The organism is Arthrobacter sp. SO5, assembly GCF_020532805.1.
In the GTDB taxonomy this organism is placed as follows: Bacteria; Actinomycetota; Actinomycetes; order Actinomycetales; family Micrococcaceae; genus Arthrobacter.
In genome coordinates, this window is record NZ_MQTQ01000013.1 from 43,213 (window position 1) to 59,267 (window position 16,055).

16 protein-coding genes are annotated in these 16,055 nt (G+C 68.6%); 5 read left to right on the top strand and 11 right to left on the bottom strand.

Features of this window, described 5'->3' with window-relative positions; all coding sequences use genetic code 11:
• Positions 1–10: 10 nt before the first annotated feature.
• On the top strand, positions 11–1,516 hold the full coding sequence (locus BJG92_RS02795; protein WP_269461669.1) for a peptide MFS transporter: 1,506 nt from the start codon (positions 11–13) through the stop codon (positions 1,514–1,516).
• A gap of 4 nt (positions 1,517–1,520) precedes the next feature.
• A complete protein-coding gene (locus BJG92_RS02800; RefSeq protein WP_232082497.1) occupies positions 1,521–2,450 on the top strand; it encodes a phosphotransferase in 930 nt (309 codons plus the stop codon).
• On the opposite strand, the gene BJG92_RS02805 is transcribed toward BJG92_RS02800, so the two are convergent.
• Positions 2,401–3,012: a DUF4190 domain-containing protein gene (locus BJG92_RS02805; RefSeq protein ID WP_232082498.1), complete on the bottom strand. Its 612-nt coding sequence runs from the start codon at positions 3,010–3,012 to the stop codon at positions 2,401–2,403. The two genes, BJG92_RS02800 and BJG92_RS02805, sit on opposite strands and share 50 nt — an antisense overlap.
• A 135-nt stretch (positions 3,013–3,147) precedes the next feature.
• Between BJG92_RS02805 and pgm the strand changes: the two genes are divergently transcribed.
• Positions 3,148–4,821 carry a phosphoglucomutase (alpha-D-glucose-1,6-bisphosphate-dependent) gene (gene pgm / locus BJG92_RS02810; RefSeq protein ID WP_232082499.1) on the top strand — a complete coding sequence of 558 codons (1,674 nt, stop codon included), beginning with the start codon at positions 3,148–3,150 and terminating at the stop codon, positions 4,819–4,821.
• Positions 4,822–4,864: 43 nt separating this feature from the next.
• Here the strand turns inward: pgm and BJG92_RS02815 are convergent, their stop codons facing one another.
• Together BJG92_RS02815 and BJG92_RS02820 are read right to left on the bottom strand one after the other, a co-directional pair.
• On the bottom strand, positions 4,865–6,028 hold the full coding sequence (locus BJG92_RS02815) for a diguanylate cyclase (protein WP_232082500.1): 1,164 nt from the start codon (positions 6,026–6,028) through the stop codon (positions 4,865–4,867).
• Positions 6,029–6,351: 323 nt separating this feature from the next.
• On the bottom strand, positions 6,352–6,957 hold the full coding sequence (locus BJG92_RS02820) for a malonic semialdehyde reductase (RefSeq protein ID WP_232082501.1): 606 nt from the start codon (positions 6,955–6,957) through the stop codon (positions 6,352–6,354).
• 201 nt (positions 6,958–7,158) lie between these two features.
• On the opposite strand from BJG92_RS02820, the gene BJG92_RS02825 reads away from it, so the two are divergent.
• A complete protein-coding gene (locus BJG92_RS02825; protein ID WP_232082502.1) occupies positions 7,159–8,514 on the top strand; it encodes a uracil-xanthine permease family protein in 1,356 nt (451 codons plus the stop codon).
• A 117-nt stretch (positions 8,515–8,631) separates the two neighbouring features.
• Here the strand turns inward: BJG92_RS02825 and BJG92_RS02830 are convergent, their stop codons facing one another.
• The gene (locus tag BJG92_RS02830; protein ID WP_232082503.1) at positions 8,632–8,874 is read right to left on the bottom strand and encodes a hypothetical protein; all 243 of its coding nucleotides are present in this window, start codon (positions 8,872–8,874) and stop codon (positions 8,632–8,634) included.
• 257 nt (positions 8,875–9,131) lie between these two features.
• Here BJG92_RS02830 and BJG92_RS02835 point away from each other — a divergent pair, with 257 nt between their 5' ends.
• Positions 9,132–9,638 carry a DUF6328 family protein gene (locus tag BJG92_RS02835; protein WP_232082504.1) on the top strand — a complete coding sequence of 169 codons (507 nt, stop codon included), beginning with the start codon at positions 9,132–9,134 and terminating at the stop codon, positions 9,636–9,638.
• Between the two features lie 157 nt (positions 9,639–9,795).
• On the opposite strand, the gene BJG92_RS02840 is transcribed toward BJG92_RS02835, so the two are convergent.
• From BJG92_RS02840 to BJG92_RS02870, 7 genes are all read right to left on the bottom strand, one after another.
• On the bottom strand, positions 9,796–10,920 hold the full coding sequence (locus BJG92_RS02840; RefSeq protein WP_232082505.1) for a glycerate kinase: 1,125 nt from the start codon (positions 10,918–10,920) through the stop codon (positions 9,796–9,798).
• 39 nt (positions 10,921–10,959) lie between these two features.
• Positions 10,960–11,757, bottom strand: coding sequence for a glycerophosphodiester phosphodiesterase (locus tag BJG92_RS02845; RefSeq protein WP_374199753.1), 798 nt, complete (start codon positions 11,755–11,757; stop codon positions 10,960–10,962).
• Positions 11,758–11,824: 67 nt separating this feature from the next.
• Positions 11,825–12,073, bottom strand: a complete 249-nt coding sequence (locus tag BJG92_RS02850; protein WP_232082506.1) for a hypothetical protein — start codon at positions 12,071–12,073, stop codon at positions 11,825–11,827.
• A gap of 132 nt (positions 12,074–12,205) precedes the next feature.
• The gene (locus tag BJG92_RS02855; RefSeq protein WP_232082507.1) at positions 12,206–13,024 is read right to left on the bottom strand and encodes an HAD family hydrolase; all 819 of its coding nucleotides are present in this window, start codon (positions 13,022–13,024) and stop codon (positions 12,206–12,208) included.
• Positions 13,025–13,078: 54 nt separating this feature from the next.
• The gene (locus tag BJG92_RS02860) at positions 13,079–13,591 is read right to left on the bottom strand and encodes a YbhB/YbcL family Raf kinase inhibitor-like protein (RefSeq protein WP_232082508.1); all 513 of its coding nucleotides are present in this window, start codon (positions 13,589–13,591) and stop codon (positions 13,079–13,081) included.
• Positions 13,592–13,604: 13 nt separating this feature from the next.
• Entirely contained in the window at positions 13,605–14,573 is a 969-nt protein-coding gene (locus BJG92_RS02865; protein ID WP_232082509.1) for a carbohydrate kinase, read from the bottom strand.
• Positions 14,574–14,634: 61 nt separating this feature from the next.
• Positions 14,635–15,999: a rhodanese-like domain-containing protein gene (locus tag BJG92_RS02870; protein ID WP_232082510.1), complete on the bottom strand. Its 1,365-nt coding sequence runs from the start codon at positions 15,997–15,999 to the stop codon at positions 14,635–14,637.
• Positions 16,000–16,055 lie beyond the last annotated feature (56 nt).

The window sequence follows — 16,055 nt, forward strand, 5'->3', positions numbered from 1 at the left end:
CATTAAGTAAATGAGCACAACTCATTTATCGAATCCCCCCGCTGTAACGCCGGGCGATTCCACGTCGAATATCCCCGCTACGCCGCCGGGCGACACGTCCTTCTTTGGCCACCCGAAGATGCTGGCCAGCCTCTTCTCCGTAGAAATGTGGGAGCGCTTCTCCTTCTACGGCATGCAGGGCATCCTCCTTTACTACATGTACTTCACGGCCGCCCAGGGCGGCCTGGCGATTGAGCAGGGCCTTGCGGCCAGCCTCGTCGGCGCCTACGGCGGCGGCGTCTACCTCTCCACGATCCTCGGCGCGTGGCTCGCGGACCGGCTCTTCGGTTCGGAGCGTGTGCTGTTCGGCGCCGCCGTCATGATCATGGCCGGGCACATCGCCCTCGCCGTCGTCCCCGGCGTGTCCGGGCTCATCGCCGGCCTCGTGCTGGTGGGCGTCGGCTCCGGCGGCCTGAAGGCCAACGCCACCGCGCTGGTCGGCAGCCTCTACGGCGAGAAGGACGAACGCCGCGACGCAGGCTTCTCCATCTTCTACATGGGCATCAACGCCGGCGCCCTGATCGGCCCGCTGGTCACCGGCTGGCTGCAGGACAGCCAGGGCTTCCACTGGGGCTTCGGCGCCGCCGCCGTCGGGATGGCCCTGGGCCTGGGCATCTACGCCCTGGGCCGCAAGAAGCTGCCTGCGGACGCCCACCGGGTGTCCAACCCGCTGCCCCTTGCGCAGCGCACCAGGTACGGCTTGATCTTCGCCGGCATCGCGGCCGTCATCGCCGTGCTGCTTGCCACCGGCACGGTCAACGCGGAAAACCTGGCCATGTCCATGGCCTACGCCGCCATCGGTGCGTCGGTGCTGTACTTCGCCCTGATCTTCAGCAGCAAGAGGGTCGACGGCACCGAGCGCAAGCGGGTGGTTGCCTTCATCCCGCTGTACATCGCCTCGGCCGCGTTCTGGGCCCTGTTCCAGCAGCAGTTCACGTTCATTGCGGTCTATTCGGAAGAGAAGCTGGACCGGAACCTGTTCGGCTGGGAAATGCCGGCCGCCTGGGTGCAGTCCATCAACCCGGTGTTCATCATCATCTTCGCGGGCGTCATGGCCGCGCTCTGGACCCGGCTGGGACGCAAGCAGCCCGGCTCCGCGCTGAAGTTCTCGATCGGCCTCTTCGTGATGGGCCTCGCTTTCCTGGCCTTCATCCCGCTGGCCGGCGGCGGCAAGACCCCCTTGCTGGCGCTCGTCGGAATCCTGTTCCTGTTCACGCTCGCGGAACTGTTCCTCTCCCCCATCGGCCTGTCGGTGACTACCAAGCTCGCCCCCAAGGCCTTCCACACCCAGATGGTGGCGCTGTTCTTCCTCTCAGTGTCACTGGGCACCACCCTGGCCGGCATCCTGTCCGGCCTGTACAACCCGGCTGATGAACTGCCGTACTTCATCGGCATCGGCGGAACCGCAATGCTCCTGGCCGTCGGCCTGGCAGCGGCCTCGCCGGCGATCAAAAAGCTCATGGGCGGCGTACGCTGACCCGATGAGCCCCAGGCACCGCACGCCGCTTGAGTCACGCGTCTACGTCCCCGCCCCCGGCGAGGGGTCCGACGTCGAACTTATGCCGGCTGGTGATGTCACCGACGGCGTGGTGCGGGTGGGCGGAACGATCCGCCGCCCGCACCAGCCGCAATCGCTGGCCGTAGCCGGGTACCTCGACTGGCTGGACGACGCCGGGTTCGAGGGCTCGCCGCGGTTCCTGGGCCGGGACGCCGAGGGCAGGGACGTCCTGACCTTCCTGCCCGGGCAATGCGCCGGCGCCGTCCCCGAGGCCTGGGTGCAGCCCGAAGACCTGCTGGTCTCAGTGGCGCAGCTGGTCCGACGCCTGCACACCGCCTCGGCCGGATTCGTGCCGAGGGACCACCCCTTCCCGCCGAAGCCGGTCCGCCCGGACACACCGCCGCAGGATTCGGCAGCGCTGGTCTGCCACCTCGACGTGACCCCGCAAAACGTGGTGGTCCGCGACGGCGTCGCCGCCGGACTGGTGGACTTCGACCTCGCCGGACCCTCGACGGCCTTCAAGGATTCCTACAACGCCGCCATGCACTGGATCCCGCTCAGGGACCCCGCCGACCTCTGGCCGGGCTGGGAACGGACGGACCCGTTCCGGCGGTTGCGGGTTTTCGCCGACGCCTACGGCTGGAGCGAGGAGGAACGACGCCGGCTGCCGGCCTCTGGGGTCGAGGCCGCCGCGCTGAGCCGTTCACGGATGCGGCACAACGCCAGGACTCTCGGCGGGGGCTGGGCCCGAATGTGGGACGACGGCGTGGGCGGACTCATCCGCCGCCGGGGGGCCTGGCTGGAGGCCAACGCCGGGCAGCTGGTCGAGGCACTCACCGACGCTTCACACGAAAAACCGACTTTTAGGCCCCGGAACCGGTGTACCGCGCAGCGCTGGCGACCAGCGAGATGATCACGATGACCAGGACCGTGAGTGCCAACGCCACGTAGCCCAGGACGAGTCCGGCGATGGCCATGCCCTTAGCGCCCGGCTCGCGCCTCAGCGCCAGGTGCCCCAGGATCACGGCGGCGATCTGCGGCAGGATGAAGAAGCCCAATCCCACAAACGCGGCGACTCCACAGCACAGGCTGGCGATGCTCAGGCCCTTGGGTTCGGGCTGCACGCCGTAGTAGGCCGGCTGTCCGTAGGCGTTGTAGGGGCCTCCCGGCTGGAGGTAGGGCGGCTGGCCGTACGGCTGTCCGGGCGCGCTGTAGGACGGCTGGTCATACGGCTGTCCGGAGGGCCGGGCGTACGGCGGCTGGCTCGGCGCACCGTAGGCCGCAGGGTAGGGGCTTGTGGGCTGGCCCTGCGCACCGTGGGTCTGCTGCTGTTCGTAGTCCGGCTTCTCGAAGCTCAGCTCTGCGGGCGGGGCGGGCCGGGCGGGCGGCGGCGCAGACTCCTGCGACGGGGTGTAGGACGGCGGCTGGTAACCCTCAGGCGTCCCGTCGTCGGCATGTTTGGGCTGGTCAGTCATTGATTTTCCCCTTTGGAAGTCCCTGGCTTCAGCGTACCGCCGCAACGTTCCGATGGGCAGGATATTTCTTCGCCATGGTGGCCTGATTCCGGCCAAACCGTGTTGCACCCCGCCGCCGTCTGGCATGCTGGTGCAATGGCTAGCCGCGCGGGCACTGTTGCCCAACCCCATGACCTTGTTGATCTCACTGCGCTCCTGGACGCGTACTACGACGTATCCCCTGATCTGACGGACCCGGGCCAACGGGTGGCTTTCGGTACTTCCGGCCACCGCGGCTCGAGCCTGAAAGCCTCCTTCAACGAACCGCATATCCTCGCCATCACCCAGGCGATCGTCGAATACCGGGCAGGCCAAGGCATTACCGGCCCCCTGTACATGGCCAAAGACACCCATGCGCTGAGCGAACCGGCGCAGAATTCCGCCCTTGAGGTGCTCGCGGCCAACGGCGTGAACGTCCTGATCGACGCCCGGCACGGCTATACCCCCACTCCGTCGCTGAGCCACGCCATCCTGACGCACAACAACAACTCCCCCGCCGGGTCGCCGCAGGCGGACGGCATCGTGGTGACCCCCAGCCACAACCCGCCCGGCGACGGCGGCTTCAAATACAATCCGCCGCACGGCGGACCCGCGGACACGGACGCCACCGGCTGGATCGCCAACCGCGCCAACGAACTGCTGGAGAACGGCCTGCGCGGGTTGAAGCGGATACCCATCGCGCAGGCCATCAGCGCCGGCACCACAGGCAAGTTCGATTTCCTGAGCAGCTACGTGGACGATCTCCCCTCCGTCCTGGACCTCAATGCGATCCGCGACGCCGGCGTCAGGATCGGCGCGGACCCTATGGGCGGTGCGTCCGTGGACTACTGGGGCGAGATCGGTGAACGCCATCACCTGAACCTCACCGTGGTCAACCCCACCGTTGACCCGCAGTGGGCCTTCATGACCCTGGACTGGGACGAGAAGATCCGGATGGACTGCTCCTCGCCGTCGGCGATGGCCTCCCTGATCAACAGGATGTCTGCTGGTGCGGACGGGTCCGCAGCCTTCGACGTTGCCACCGGTAACGACGCCGACGCTGACCGGCACGGTATCGTGACACCTTTTGTTGGGGGTCAGGGCGGGCTGATGAACCCGAACCACTACCTCGCCGTCGCGATCGACTACTTGTACCGGCACCGGACCGGCTGGAATCCGCAGTCAGTGATCGGCAAGACCCTGGTCTCCTCCTCGATCATCGACCGCGTGGCCGAGAGCCTGGGCCGCAAGCTGGTTGAGGTGCCGGTGGGCTTCAAGTGGTTTGTTCCCGGGCTGCTCTCCGGCGAGGGGGCGTTCGGCGGCGAGGAATCTGCAGGTGCTTCGTTCAACAAAAAAGACGGCAGCGTGTGGACCACCGACAAGGACGGCATTCTGCTGGCGCTGCTGGCGTCGGAGATCACGGCGGTGACGGGCAAGTCGCCGTCGCAGCTGTACAAGGGCCTGACCGACCAGTTCGGCGACCCCGTCTACGCGCGGATCGACGCAGCGGCCACCCGGGAGCAGAAGGCCGCCCTGGGTAAGTTGTCGCCGTCGGATGTCACCGCCACGGAACTGGCAGGCGAAACCATCACCGCCAAGCTGACGAAGGCGCCGGGCAACGGTGCGGCGATAGGCGGTCTCAAGGTGGTCACCGAGAACGCCTGGTTCGCGGCGCGCCCCTCCGGCACCGAAGACGTCTATAAGATCTACGCCGAGTCCTTCAAAGGGGCCGAGCACCTGAAGCAGGTCCAGGCCGAGGCGAAAGCCCTCGTGGACAGCGTCATTTCCTAGGCGCGCTGTCCCCCCGGGGGAACCCGGTTCCGCCTGCCGGCAGTCAGGCTGATTTTTCCTCAGCAGGGCTGCCGGCCAACACCGAACGGTCCCGGCCCAGGATTTTGGCCCGGTACAACGCGGCATCCGCGGACGCGATCAGCGCCGCGAGGTCCGGCTGGCCGGGGACAATCTCAGCGATGCCGTAACTGACTGTGGGCAGGCGTGGAATGGTGGCCGGCCGTGAGGCAGCAAGCCGGCGGCTGACGTCAGCGGCAATCTCCCTGGCCACCTCCGGCGTCACTCCGGGCAGCAGCAGGACGAATTCCTCGCCGCCGTACCGGCCCGCGAGGTCCGTGGACCGGACCGTCGATGTGCAGGCCTTCGCAAAGGTCTGCAGCGCAATGTCGCCGGCCGCGTGCCCGAATTCATCGTTGATGGCCTTGAAATGGTCCAGATCGGCCAGCACCAGGGAACCGGCGGTCCGGGCGCGGTGAAGTCGGCGCAGCTCGTGCTCGGCAAGGTCAAGGAACGCCGCCCTGTTCAGCAGCCCGGTGAGTCCGTCGAACGTCGCCCGCGCCCGCAAATCCTGGGTCAGTTGCTCGTTGCTCAGCTCGGCCATGGTGAAGGAGGCCACCACCAGGACCACCGCGGACAAGAGGGTCGTCGTCGCCGATCCGAAGACTGCCAGGAAGACGGCCCCGTCCCGCCCCTCCGCCGCGAAGGCGGCAACGCGGCCCAGGTAGAAGAGGGCGAGGAGTCCGGCCACCACGGCGAGCGCACGGTGCACGCGTGAATAATTCCGGTCCAGCAGGAACAGCTCCCGGCACGCGAGACCCAGCAGCCCGGCCATGACCGCGAGGTACACCAGGCCGCCCGCCCAGACATTGGTGGCCGGTTCGTCGGTCACGGACGCCACGGCAGTCACGGCCGGGCCGGCCGCAAGATACCAAAGGCTTGGGAGGTCGGTCCGCAGCGAACGGGCACCCGCCCAGATACTCGCCGCGGCTGCCACCATCAGAACGTTGCCCAGCGGGTTTGCCCATACCTGCTGGGCCGTGCCGTCAAGAAGATAGGCGGCGTTGCCCACCAGGAACAGCAGCAGGGCCAGGCACCAGCAGCCGCTGTAGGCCGAACGGGTCCGGCGAAAGGTGATGAAGAAGAAGAGCAGCAGCAGGGTCAGGTCGACCACTGCCAAGGCGACGCGCAAGGTCGCGGTGTCAAGCATCGAGTTGTGGCCCCCTTCGGCTCATGCCAGGCCGGTTTTCTCTCTACCAGGCGCCGCGCGTGACCTCAGTATCGCACCTGCCTGAATTGTGGCGGACATCACGGCGCGCTATGTAGGGCTGCCCGGGTCGGAAGTGGCTGGTCCGATGTGCGGCGGCCGCCCCTGTGGTTAAGGCCCCGATGCGGACTAAACTGAACTGCGGCCCCGGATGCGGCCTTGCGCTCAACCGCAGAATAGCGTCCCGAGTGCCTCCGGCCTGTCCCCCATGGTGCCGGAGGCACCTCCGCGAGTGCACGACGCCGGAGGCACCTCCGCGAGTGCACCTATACGGTGCGGACTGCGTCCTCGTAGGCGAACTTAGGCTTTGCCGCGCCCCAGGCATCGGCGGCGGGCTGGCCGATGTTGACCACCAGGAAGCTCTTCTGGCCCCCGTCGGGGAAGAACACTGCGTCAATCGCGGCGAAGTCCGCCCCCGTCATCGGACCGGCGGCGAACCCGAGGGAGCGCACGGCGAGGATGAAGTAGCCGGCCTGCAGGTGGGCATTGTTGTTGCCCGTGCTGGCGGCGAGCTCGGGGTCGGCGTCGTACATGGCTTTGGGGGCGTTGTAGCCCGGAAGGAAGCTGTCCCACCGCTCATGCCAGGACGTGTCGTAGCTGAGGATGGCGACCAGGGGCGCGGAGGCCGTCTTGGCACGGTTGCCCTTCGCGAGCGTGTCCACGAGGCTCGCGCGGGCTTCAGCCGAGCGGACATAGGTCACCCGTAGCGGCTGTGAGTTGAAGGCGGTGGGGCCGAACTTGGTGAGCTCGTAGATGGCGCGGGCCTGTTCGTCCGTGACCTCGCCGGTGAAGGCGTCGGCGGTGCGGGCCTCGGCAAAGATGACGTCCACCGCGGCGGCGTCGATTACTGCTTCGTCATGGGCGATCGTCATTCGCGTCCCTTCGATTGCCTGCCCGGGATGGGCCGGCGTTTGTGTTATCAATAGTTGCAACTTCAACTGACCCCGGCAGCTTCCCTGGACGCCGCGTGATGTAAGGCACAGCGGGACCGCCCGCCGGAGCGTGCCGGAAACCCGGCGCGGTAAAGTTGCTCCGGAAGATTCCTTCCACACATTCTCTGAAAGGCTCCGGCAATGAGCATGCTCGGTACCAAATGGAAGCTCCACGGCAACGGCAAGTCCATCCGCCCCGGCGAGGTCGTCAAGCCGGATGAGCGCCTCGCGTGGCCCCTTACCATCGGCGTCGGCATGCAGCACGTCGTCGCCATGTTTGGCGCCACCTTCCTGGTCCCGATCATCACGGGCATGCCGCCGGCCACCACCTTGTTCTTCTCGGGCGTCGGCACCCTGCTTTTCCTGGTCATCACCAAAGGCCGGGTGCCCAGCTACCTCGGCTCCAGCTTCGCCTTCATCGCCCCGATAATGGCCTCCCAGCAGCAGTACGGCGTCGCCGGGGCGCTTGGCGGCGTGGTGCTGGCCGGCGTCGCCCTGGCAATCATCGGCGCGGTGGTGCAGAAGTTCGGCGCAGACTGGATCAACCGGCTCATGCCGCCGATCGTCACGGGCGCCATCGTGGGGCTGATCGGCCTTAACCTCGCGCCCGCGGCCAAGAACAATTTCGACGCCGCTCCGATCACGGCCCTCATCACGCTGGCCACAATCATTGTGGGCAGCGTGTTCTTCCGCGGGATCCTGGGCAGGCTGAGCATCCTGGTGGGCGTTGTGGTGGGCTACCTCGTGGCGATGATCCGCGGCGAAGTGGACTTCACCAAGATGGACGCCGCGGCGTGGGTTGGCCTGCCGTTCTTCCAGACCCCGGAGTTCCACGTCGGCGTGGTGGGCCTGTTTGTGCCGGTGGTCCTGGTGCTCGTGGCGGAGAACATCGGCCACGTGAAGTCCGTGTCCGCCATGACCGGCCGGAACCTCGACGACGTCTCCGGACGCGCGCTGCTGGCCGATGGAGCCGCAACCGTGCTGGCCGGCCTGGGCGGCGGCTCGGGCACCACCACCTACGCGGAGAACATCGGCGTCATGGCCGCGACCAAGGTCTACTCGACGGCGGCCTACTGGGTGGCCGGCGTCTTCGCCGTGGTCCTGAGCTTCTCGCCGAAGTTCGGCGAACTCATCGCCACCGTCCCCGCAGGCGTCCTGGGCGGCGCCGCCACCATGCTGTACGGCATGATCGGCGTCCTCGGTGTGAAGATCTGGGTGCAGAACAAGGTCAACTTCGCCAACCCGATCAACCTGACCACGGCCGCCGTCGCCCTGATCGTGGGCATCGCCGACTACACGTGGACCATCGGCGACCTCAAATTCACCGGCATTGCGCTGGGCTCCGCCGCGGCGCTGGTGATCTACCACGGAATGAAGGCCATCGCGAAGGCCCGCGGCACTGTCACGGAGCCGGAAACCGAAGAGCCGGCCGTTGTTGCTGCGGTCAGGTCAGCGGCGAACGCGGCAGCAAAGCGCGCGCCGAAGAAGCGGCGCTAAGCGCTCCCCGGGGCCTGTCCCGACTGTCAGGCTTAGAGGCCGGCCTCCTGCCACCGCGTGATGCGTACTGGCAGGAGGCCGGCCTTTTGCTGTTCCGGCCTTTGCTCCAGCGACCGTTTATCCGGCGTCGAAGGCATCCTCGTCGTCGCCGTCGCGGTCCTTGGGGGCCTGGTCCTCGGGCAGGTCCGTGCCGGAGCCGTCGGGCAGTCCCGCGGCATCCTGGCCCGGCTCCGAGGAAAACGGCCGCCCGGCGTCGGGCTTCTCGGTGTTGGACTCATCCATCTCGGCATCCGCGGACGGTACGGCGGCACCGCTGCTGCGGCCCGCATCGGATCCGGTACCGGCGTTGTCTGAACTCATGTGATCCTCCGTATCTCCGGGGCGTCATGCTCCGGCTTGGGCTGTTCTGGTCACGGCGCCGAACACCGTTCAGGGCTTCTGCCGCCAATCACGGGCAGCACTTCCCCTTCGCGTCTGGTCCGGCCGGAATGACATTTCCACCTTACCCGGGAAAGGTCAGCAGGCTTAGTACCTGTTTGAATTTAGCAAGCCTCAAGCATAGGTTGAGTGCTAGCAGCCACCAGCAGTCCGATCCTCAGTCATCCGGAGGTGCGCCAGTGTCCAGTACCGACGATTCCGCCCGTGACGGAAGGCACGAGTCTGCCGCCGAAAAACTGGATCGAAACTGGATGGAGCTCCTGCAGGAACTCAGGGTGCTGCAGACCGGCGTGCAAATCATGGCGGGCTTCCTCCTCACCCTGCCGTTCCAGGCCCGGTTCGGGACACTGGACGATTTCCAGATCACCCTCTACCTGGCCAACGTGACGCTGGCAGCGCTCACGACGGCGCTGATCCTGCTGCCGGTGAGCGTGCACCGCCGCCTGTTCCGCCAGCACCTCAGGGCCGCCCTGGTGTCCAGCGCCGACAGGCTTGCCAAGGCGGCCCTGGCGGGCATCGGGCTCCTCAGCGTCGGCACCTCCGCACTCGTCTTCGATGTCACGGCGGGACGAACGGCGGGGTTGACCGCTGGCGCTGTGTTGCTGGCGACGCTGCTCATCCTGCTGGTCTATGTGCCGACGAGGCTCCGCCAGCGTGCCAGAAGGGGAAACCTACCCGGGGAATGACCCTCGAAAAATTGCACGCCGGCAACGCAGCACACTGCAGGGAGGAACCGTAGGCTCCTGGGTCACGGTCGCCGCCCGCGGCAGGTCCGGCGAAGCGGCTGCGTCCTGTGAAGCTCCACGGCCGCGGATCCGCACTACGAGGCCGGCACCTGGGGCCTCAGGCGCCTTCGAGTACTTGGCTGGTGGCCCAGGTGAGGTACTTCGCGGCGTTCGAAATGGCGTCGGCCGGGCTTCCGGCGAGGTCCAGGAGCTGCGCGGCGGCCACCACGCCGTGCCGGGCGAGGTCCTCCGGCGTGACCAGGATCCGTCCGGCGACCACGATCACGGGAATCCCGAGCCTCTGCGCGGCGTCGGCCAGCGCAATCGGCGCCTTGCCCGTGAGCGACTGGGAATCCATCGACCCCTCGCCGGTGATCACGAGGTCCGCCCCGGCGAGTTTTCCGGCCAGACCGGTGAGCCCGGCGACCAGCTCGAAGCCGCCTTCCAGCACGGCGTTGCCGAAGGCCAGGAACGACGCCGGGAAGCCGCCGGCCGCTCCGGCCCCGGGGACGTTGACGTCCCGGCCGGTCACCTCGCGCAGCACCGAGGCCCAGTTCCTCAGCCCGGCGTCCAACAGTTCCACGGCGTCCCCGTCGGCACCCTTTTGCGGGCCGAAAACATGGGCTGCCCCGTCGTTTCCGAACAGCGGGTTCCGGACGTCCACGGCGAGACGGAACCTCACGGAGCTGAGCCGGGGATCCAGGCCACTCGCGTCCACGGTCACCACATCCGCCAGCGAGCCGCCGCCCAGGGGCACCACGTTTCCGGCGGCGTCCAGCGGTTTGAGGCCGAGCGCGCGGAGGGCGCCGCTTCCGCCGTCGCTCATGGCCGAGCCGCCCAGGCCCAGCACGATCTCGGTGGCGCCGGCGTCCAGCGCGGCAGCGATGAGCTGGCCGCAGCCGTAGCTGTGGGCGCGCAGGGCGTTCGCCGGGGCGGGCTCCATGTGCGCCAGGCCGGAGGCCTGCGCGGTTTCGATCACGGCGGTGCCGCCGCCGAAGGCGTCCTTCCGGAGTGCCCACGCGGCACCGACCGGAGCCAGGATCGGGCCGACGACGGCGTTGAGCCGCTCCTCGTAGCCGGCGGCGACGGCAGCCGCCAGGGTGCCCTCGCCGCCGTCGGCCACCGGAAACTGGAGCGCCTCGGCGTCGGGATAGACGCGCAGGGCGCCTTCGGCGATGGCGGCGGCGGCTTCGGCGGCTGTGAGGGAGCCCTTGAACTTGTCCGGGGCGATGAGGATACGCATGGCTCTATCCTGCCAGCCGGGACGGACGGCGGCCCCCTGCTAGCGCCAGTCGCCGCGTTCCTGCAGGACTTCCTTGAGCAGGTCCGCGCGGTCCGTCACGATTCCGTCGACGCCGAGGTCCAGGAGCCGGCGCATTTCAGCTGCCTCGTTGACGGTCCAGACGTGCACCTGCAGTCCCTGCCGGTGGGCGCGGCGGATCAAGCCCGGCGTCACCACGGTGAGCGCACCGTAACTAACGGGGACCTGAAGGGCCTGAACGCCGCGAAGGGCCCGGCCGGTGACCAGGCCCAGGAGGGACCCCGGCAGCACCGGGCCCAGCAGGACGAACAGGGCGTTGGAGACCAGGCCGGCGGAACCCGCGGCGGGACGGCTCAGCTGCTTCAGCACCGCACGGCGCCGGCGGTCCGAGAAGCTGGCGACCAGCACCCTGTCGTGCAGCCCGTGGCGTTCGATCGCGGCGGCCAGGGCGTTCACCGAGTTCCAGTCTTTGACGTCCACGTTGAGCCGGACGTCCGGAAAGGCGGTGACGAGTTCATCGAAGAGCGGGATGGGTTCGGACCCGCCGATCCTGGCACGGCCCACCGTCTCGGCGGAAAGCTCGGAGATCCGCCCGCTGCCGCCGGTCACCCGGTCCAGGGTTTCATCGTGGAACAGCAGCAGGACACCGTCGGCGGTGGTGTGGACATCCGTCTCGAGGTGCCGGAACCCGAGCTCGACGGCGGCGCGGAACGCGGCCATGGAGTTTTCCAGGCCGTCCCGGGAGAATCCGCGATGGGCCATGGCGACGGGCGTGCCGGGCACGCCGCCGGGGGCAAAGAAGGGGTGCGGGGTGGTCACACCTGAAGCGTACCTGAGCACCGAAGTGGCGGCACGGACGGTTCAGACGGGATGCGGCGGGCCCGGATCAGGAGGCGGGCGGGAGGATTTCGACGCCGTCGCTGCAGTGCAGCAGTGTCCGGCCGCGTCCGCCGTCGAGGTCAACCCACACGGCGGTCCGGTCGGCCGTCACGGCGTCCACGAGGCCGCCGGTCTCGTAGCCGGCGGCGAGGCGAACGTGCACGCGGTCGCCCTCGCGCAGGCTCTTCCAGCGTTCGTCCGGGTCCACCCGGCGCAGCGGCTGTTCATCCAGGTTGTGTGTGCGGTACTTGCCCATGATTTCCCACCATCAATCAAATCCGTCGTGAGATTTCACCGTAGGGGGCAAAGATGAACGCCAGTTGACCACCAGCTGGGAGTCCGGTGACCGGAGCCGGGCGTCAGCAACCGCCGGTCACGGAAGCGCCGGTCACGGAAGCCGGAGGCCCAGAGCGGCGAGCCTGGCCTCGAGGACCTGGGCCACGCCGTCGTCGTCGAAGTGCGGGGCCTGCTGGCCGGCGGCGCGGATTGCCTCCGGGTGTCCGCTGGCCATTGCGTAGCCGTCTCCGGCCCAGCGCAGCATCTCAATGTCGTTGGGCATGTCCCCGAACGCCACCACGTCGCCCGAATCGATCCCCAGGGAGGCGGCGTATTCGGCGAGGGTGACGGCCTTGTTCACGCCAGGCAACGACAGTTCCAGGAGCGCGATGTTGGGCGCCGAGTGGGTGGCTGCGGCCAGATGGGCGACGGCGGGCGTCACCTCGGCCAGGAACTCGTCGGCGGTGCCCTCACGGACGATGGCGAGGAACTTGACCACGGAGTCCGCCGCCGTGAGGGTGCTCTCCAGGGGCGCGGGGGTGAATTCTGCGAGCAGCGCGCTGGAACCGTTCTCGATGAACCCTGGTTCCACGTGGAAGCCGGTGAGGGTTTCGGCGGCGAACAGGGCCTCGGGGCGCAGGCGCTGGATGATGCGGCGGGCCTCGAACACGGCGTCGAGCTGGAGGGCCCGGGCCGAGACCATGCGGTCCGCCTCAAGATCCCAGACCACGGCGCCGTTGGAGCAGATGACCGTTCCGTTGTGGCCCAGCTGGTCCTGGAGGGGGTGCAGCCAGCGCGGCGGGCGTCCCGTGACGAACACCAGTTCGACGCCGGCGTCTCGGCAGGCGTGGAACGCACGCACGGTCCGGCCGCTGATTTTGCCGTCGTGGCCGAGGATCGTTCCGTCAATGTCACTTGCTACCAGCCGCATGCAGCCAGTCTACGTTGGCCGCGCCCGCGCGTTGGTGGGCCCGGCCGGGGGGACCTAGTGTCGCTCGAAGATACCGGTCAGGCTCGCCCGGGCCAGGATGTGGGCGCCGAGCCTCGAGTCGAGCTTGGCCGGGGACGCGGCGGCGTCCAGCCCGGACCGCGCTACGTCCAGCGCCATCACGGTGACGATGTAGCGGTGTGGCCCGTGGCCCTTGGGCGGCGCCGCGCCGAGGTACCCGGCCGACCCGCCGTCGTTCCTGAGCTGGAACGCTCCTCGGGGTAGGCCGCCGCCATGCCGGGACCCGGCTCCGGCCGGCAGGGACGCCGTGTCGGCCGGGATATCCAGCACGGCCCAGTGCCAGAATCCGCCGTGCCCGGGCGCATCGGGGTCGAACACAGTGACGGCGTAGCTTCGGGTTCCGGCCGGGGCGCCGCGCCAGCTCAGGTGCGGCGATTCGTCCGCTGCGCCGGGCCCGGTTGCGGCTCCGCACTGTGCCGGCGGCAGCGTCTGGCCGTCCTGGAATGACTCACTGCTGACGTGGAAGCTTGGAATACCGGGGTGTGCCATGACTGCCTTTCAGTTACAAGTTACTCGTGCGGTCAGCGGCCCGGGCCCCTTGCTCCGTCCGGTTCAGTTCCACCCTGGTGGGCGGGTTGGCGCCGGCCCGGGACACGGTGACGGCTGCCGCAAAGGCGGCGTGGGCCAGGAGATCGCGGAGCGTCCCGGCGGAAAGTTCACGGAGGCGCTTGCGGTTCTGCGCCCCGGACAAGCCAAGGTCCACCACCCCGGAGAGCAGCGCCGCCATGAATGAATCCCCGGCCCCGACCGTGTCCGCGACGGTGACCGAGGGTGCCTTGAAGTGCGCCTCCCCGGCGGCATTGACACCCCACGGCCCTTCGGCGCCGCGGGTCACCACCACCATGGCAGGGCCCTCGGAGCCGCCCACGGAGAGCCAGCGCCGGGCGGAATCCAGCGGATCCTCGCCGGGATACAGCCACTCCAGGTCCTCATCGGAGGCCTTGACCACGTCCGCGAGCGTGACGAACTTTTCCACCTGCCGGCGCGCATAGTCGACGTCGGTGATGATGCTGGGCCGGCAGTTGGGGTCGAAGCCGATCGTGGCCGAGGGATGGGCATGTTCGACGGCGGCCTGCACCTCGGCGGCGCCCGGCGCCAGCATGGTGGCGATCGAGCCGGTGTGCAGCAGGGTGGTCCCCTGCAGCATGAACGGCAGCCGGTCCATGAGACCGGGCAGCTCCCACGCGAGGTCGAAGGTGTAACTGGCGGCGCCGTCGTCGTCGATCAGGGCAGTGGCGACGGACGTGGGCAGCTCATCCGGCGCCAGCGGGAGCAGCACGGAACTGGATTTCAGGTGGGCAGCCAGCGCGTCGCCGTAGGCGTCGCGCCCGTAGCGGCCGATGAACTGCACCGGATGGTCCAGCCTGGCCAGGCCCACCGCGACATTGAGGGGGCTTCCGCCCACGTGGGCCTGGATACCTGAGGAGCGCTGGACCACGTCAACAAGGCCCTCGCCGATTACTGTGAGCATGCTCATACTCTGCCAGAGAACACGGCACCGCGCTCCGGCGTTTCGGGCCGGGATGTTTCGTTCAGCCCGAGGGCGCCCGGGCCGTGTCGATGCGGACCCCGGCCGCCTCCGCCTCGTCGAACCTCGCGTCCACGTGGGCCACGTCCCTGCCGGCGCGCTGCAGCAGGCTGGTGCCGATGCCCGCCCGGTACCCGGAGTGACAGTGCACCCAGAGCTTCCCTGCCGGAACCTCGTCGAGGCGCCGCAGCAGCTCGTGCAGGGGGATGTTCACGGCCCCGGCCACCCGCGACACGGCGAATTCATCGGCACGGCGGACGTCCAGGACGGTGTCCGCGGGGGCCCGCCCCGCAAGCAATCCGTCCCAGCCCACCCGGGGATAGGCCGCGGCGGCGGCCCCGGGTGCCAGCTGGCGGGGGTCGGTTCCGACGGCGGCATCCGGGGAGTCGACGCCGATCCGGGAGAGGTCACGGATGGCGTTCTCCACGTCCTGGCGGGAGCCGACCAGGGTCAGCGGCTCCGCCCACGGCAACACCCAGCCCAGGTAGGTGCTGAAGCTGTTGCCGTACTCGAAGCTCACGCTGCCGTTCAAGTGGCTGCTGGCAAACGCCACGCGGTGCCGGAGGTCCACGACCCATTCGCCGGCCGTGAGGCGCCGGGTGAGCTCGGCGGCGTCCAGCGATTCAGGGACGGCCAGTCGGGCCGGGCCGGGGCCCTGGAGGTTCCCGACCCCCATATGGGCGTAGTAGGAAGGGTAGGCCGTGAGGTTGGCGATGAGTTCCTGGACGAAGTGCTCCTCGTCCGGGTCCGTGATGGCGTGGTTGGCGGTGAGCTGCTCGCCGATGGTGGAGGACCCCGCACCGCTGGCCGGGCCCGAGGAGCAAAAGGAACCGAAGCCGTGGGTGGGGAAAAGCGCCGCGTCCTGCGCGGCCTCCCTGACGAGGCGCCGCACCGAGGCGTACTGGTCATGGGTCAGGCCGATAGTATCGGCGGCCGCGACGAGGTCGGTGCGGCCCACCGAGCCATAGAGCAGGCTGCCGCCGGAGAAGACGGCCTGCTGCCCGCCGTCGTCCACGATGAACGACAGGTGCGTGTGCGTGTGGCCCGGGGTGGCGACAGCCCTCACGGTCAAGGAGCCGACCCGGACCCTCTGGCCGTCGGTGATGGGGGTGCGCTCGAAGGTGACCGGGTCCGCGGCGTTGACGAGGTAGCTCGCGCCGTGCGCCTTTGCCAGTTCCAGGCCGCCGCTGACGTAGTCATTGTGGATGTGGGTTTCGGCCACATGCGTGATGGTCACGCCCGCGTCGCGGGCGGCCGCTTCGACGCGGTCCGTGTCCCGCTGCGGGTCGATGACAAGCGCCACCGCTCCGTCATGAACGAGGTAGCTGCGGTCCCCCAGCTGCGGGGTTTCGATGACAATCACTTCCATGATTCACTCCTGCCTGCCCCCTGCCTGCCCCCTCAGCCGACGGCGGCTGGGGGGTC

Coding starts and splice junctions, on each gene's coding strand:
- BJG92_RS02795 (WP_269461669.1), top strand. CDS start 11: ATGAGCACAACTCATTTATCGAATCCCCCCGCTGTAACGCCGGGCGAT.
- BJG92_RS02800 (WP_232082497.1), top strand. CDS start 1,521: ATGAGCCCCAGGCACCGCACGCCGCTTGAGTCACGCGTCTACGTCCCC.
- BJG92_RS02805 (WP_232082498.1), bottom strand. CDS start 3,012: ATGACTGACCAGCCCAAACATGCCGACGACGGGACGCCTGAGGGTTAC.
- pgm (WP_232082499.1), top strand. CDS start 3,148: ATGGCTAGCCGCGCGGGCACTGTTGCCCAACCCCATGACCTTGTTGAT.
- BJG92_RS02815 (WP_232082500.1), bottom strand. CDS start 6,028: ATGCTTGACACCGCGACCTTGCGCGTCGCCTTGGCAGTGGTCGACCTG.
- BJG92_RS02820 (WP_232082501.1), bottom strand. CDS start 6,957: ATGACGATCGCCCATGACGAAGCAGTAATCGACGCCGCCGCGGTGGAC.
- BJG92_RS02825 (WP_232082502.1), top strand. CDS start 7,159: ATGAGCATGCTCGGTACCAAATGGAAGCTCCACGGCAACGGCAAGTCC.
- BJG92_RS02830 (WP_232082503.1), bottom strand. CDS start 8,874: ATGAGTTCAGACAACGCCGGTACCGGATCCGATGCGGGCCGCAGCAGC.
- BJG92_RS02840 (WP_232082505.1), bottom strand. CDS start 10,920: ATGCGTATCCTCATCGCCCCGGACAAGTTCAAGGGCTCCCTCACAGCC.
- BJG92_RS02850 (WP_232082506.1), bottom strand. CDS start 12,073: ATGGGCAAGTACCGCACACACAACCTGGATGAACAGCCGCTGCGCCGG.
- BJG92_RS02855 (WP_232082507.1), bottom strand. CDS start 13,024: ATGCGGCTGGTAGCAAGTGACATTGACGGAACGATCCTCGGCCACGAC.
- BJG92_RS02860 (WP_232082508.1), bottom strand. CDS start 13,591: ATGGCACACCCCGGTATTCCAAGCTTCCACGTCAGCAGTGAGTCATTC.
- BJG92_RS02865 (WP_232082509.1), bottom strand. CDS start 14,573: ATGCTCACAGTAATCGGCGAGGGCCTTGTTGACGTGGTCCAGCGCTCC.
- BJG92_RS02870 (WP_232082510.1), bottom strand. CDS start 15,999: ATGGAAGTGATTGTCATCGAAACCCCGCAGCTGGGGGACCGCAGCTAC.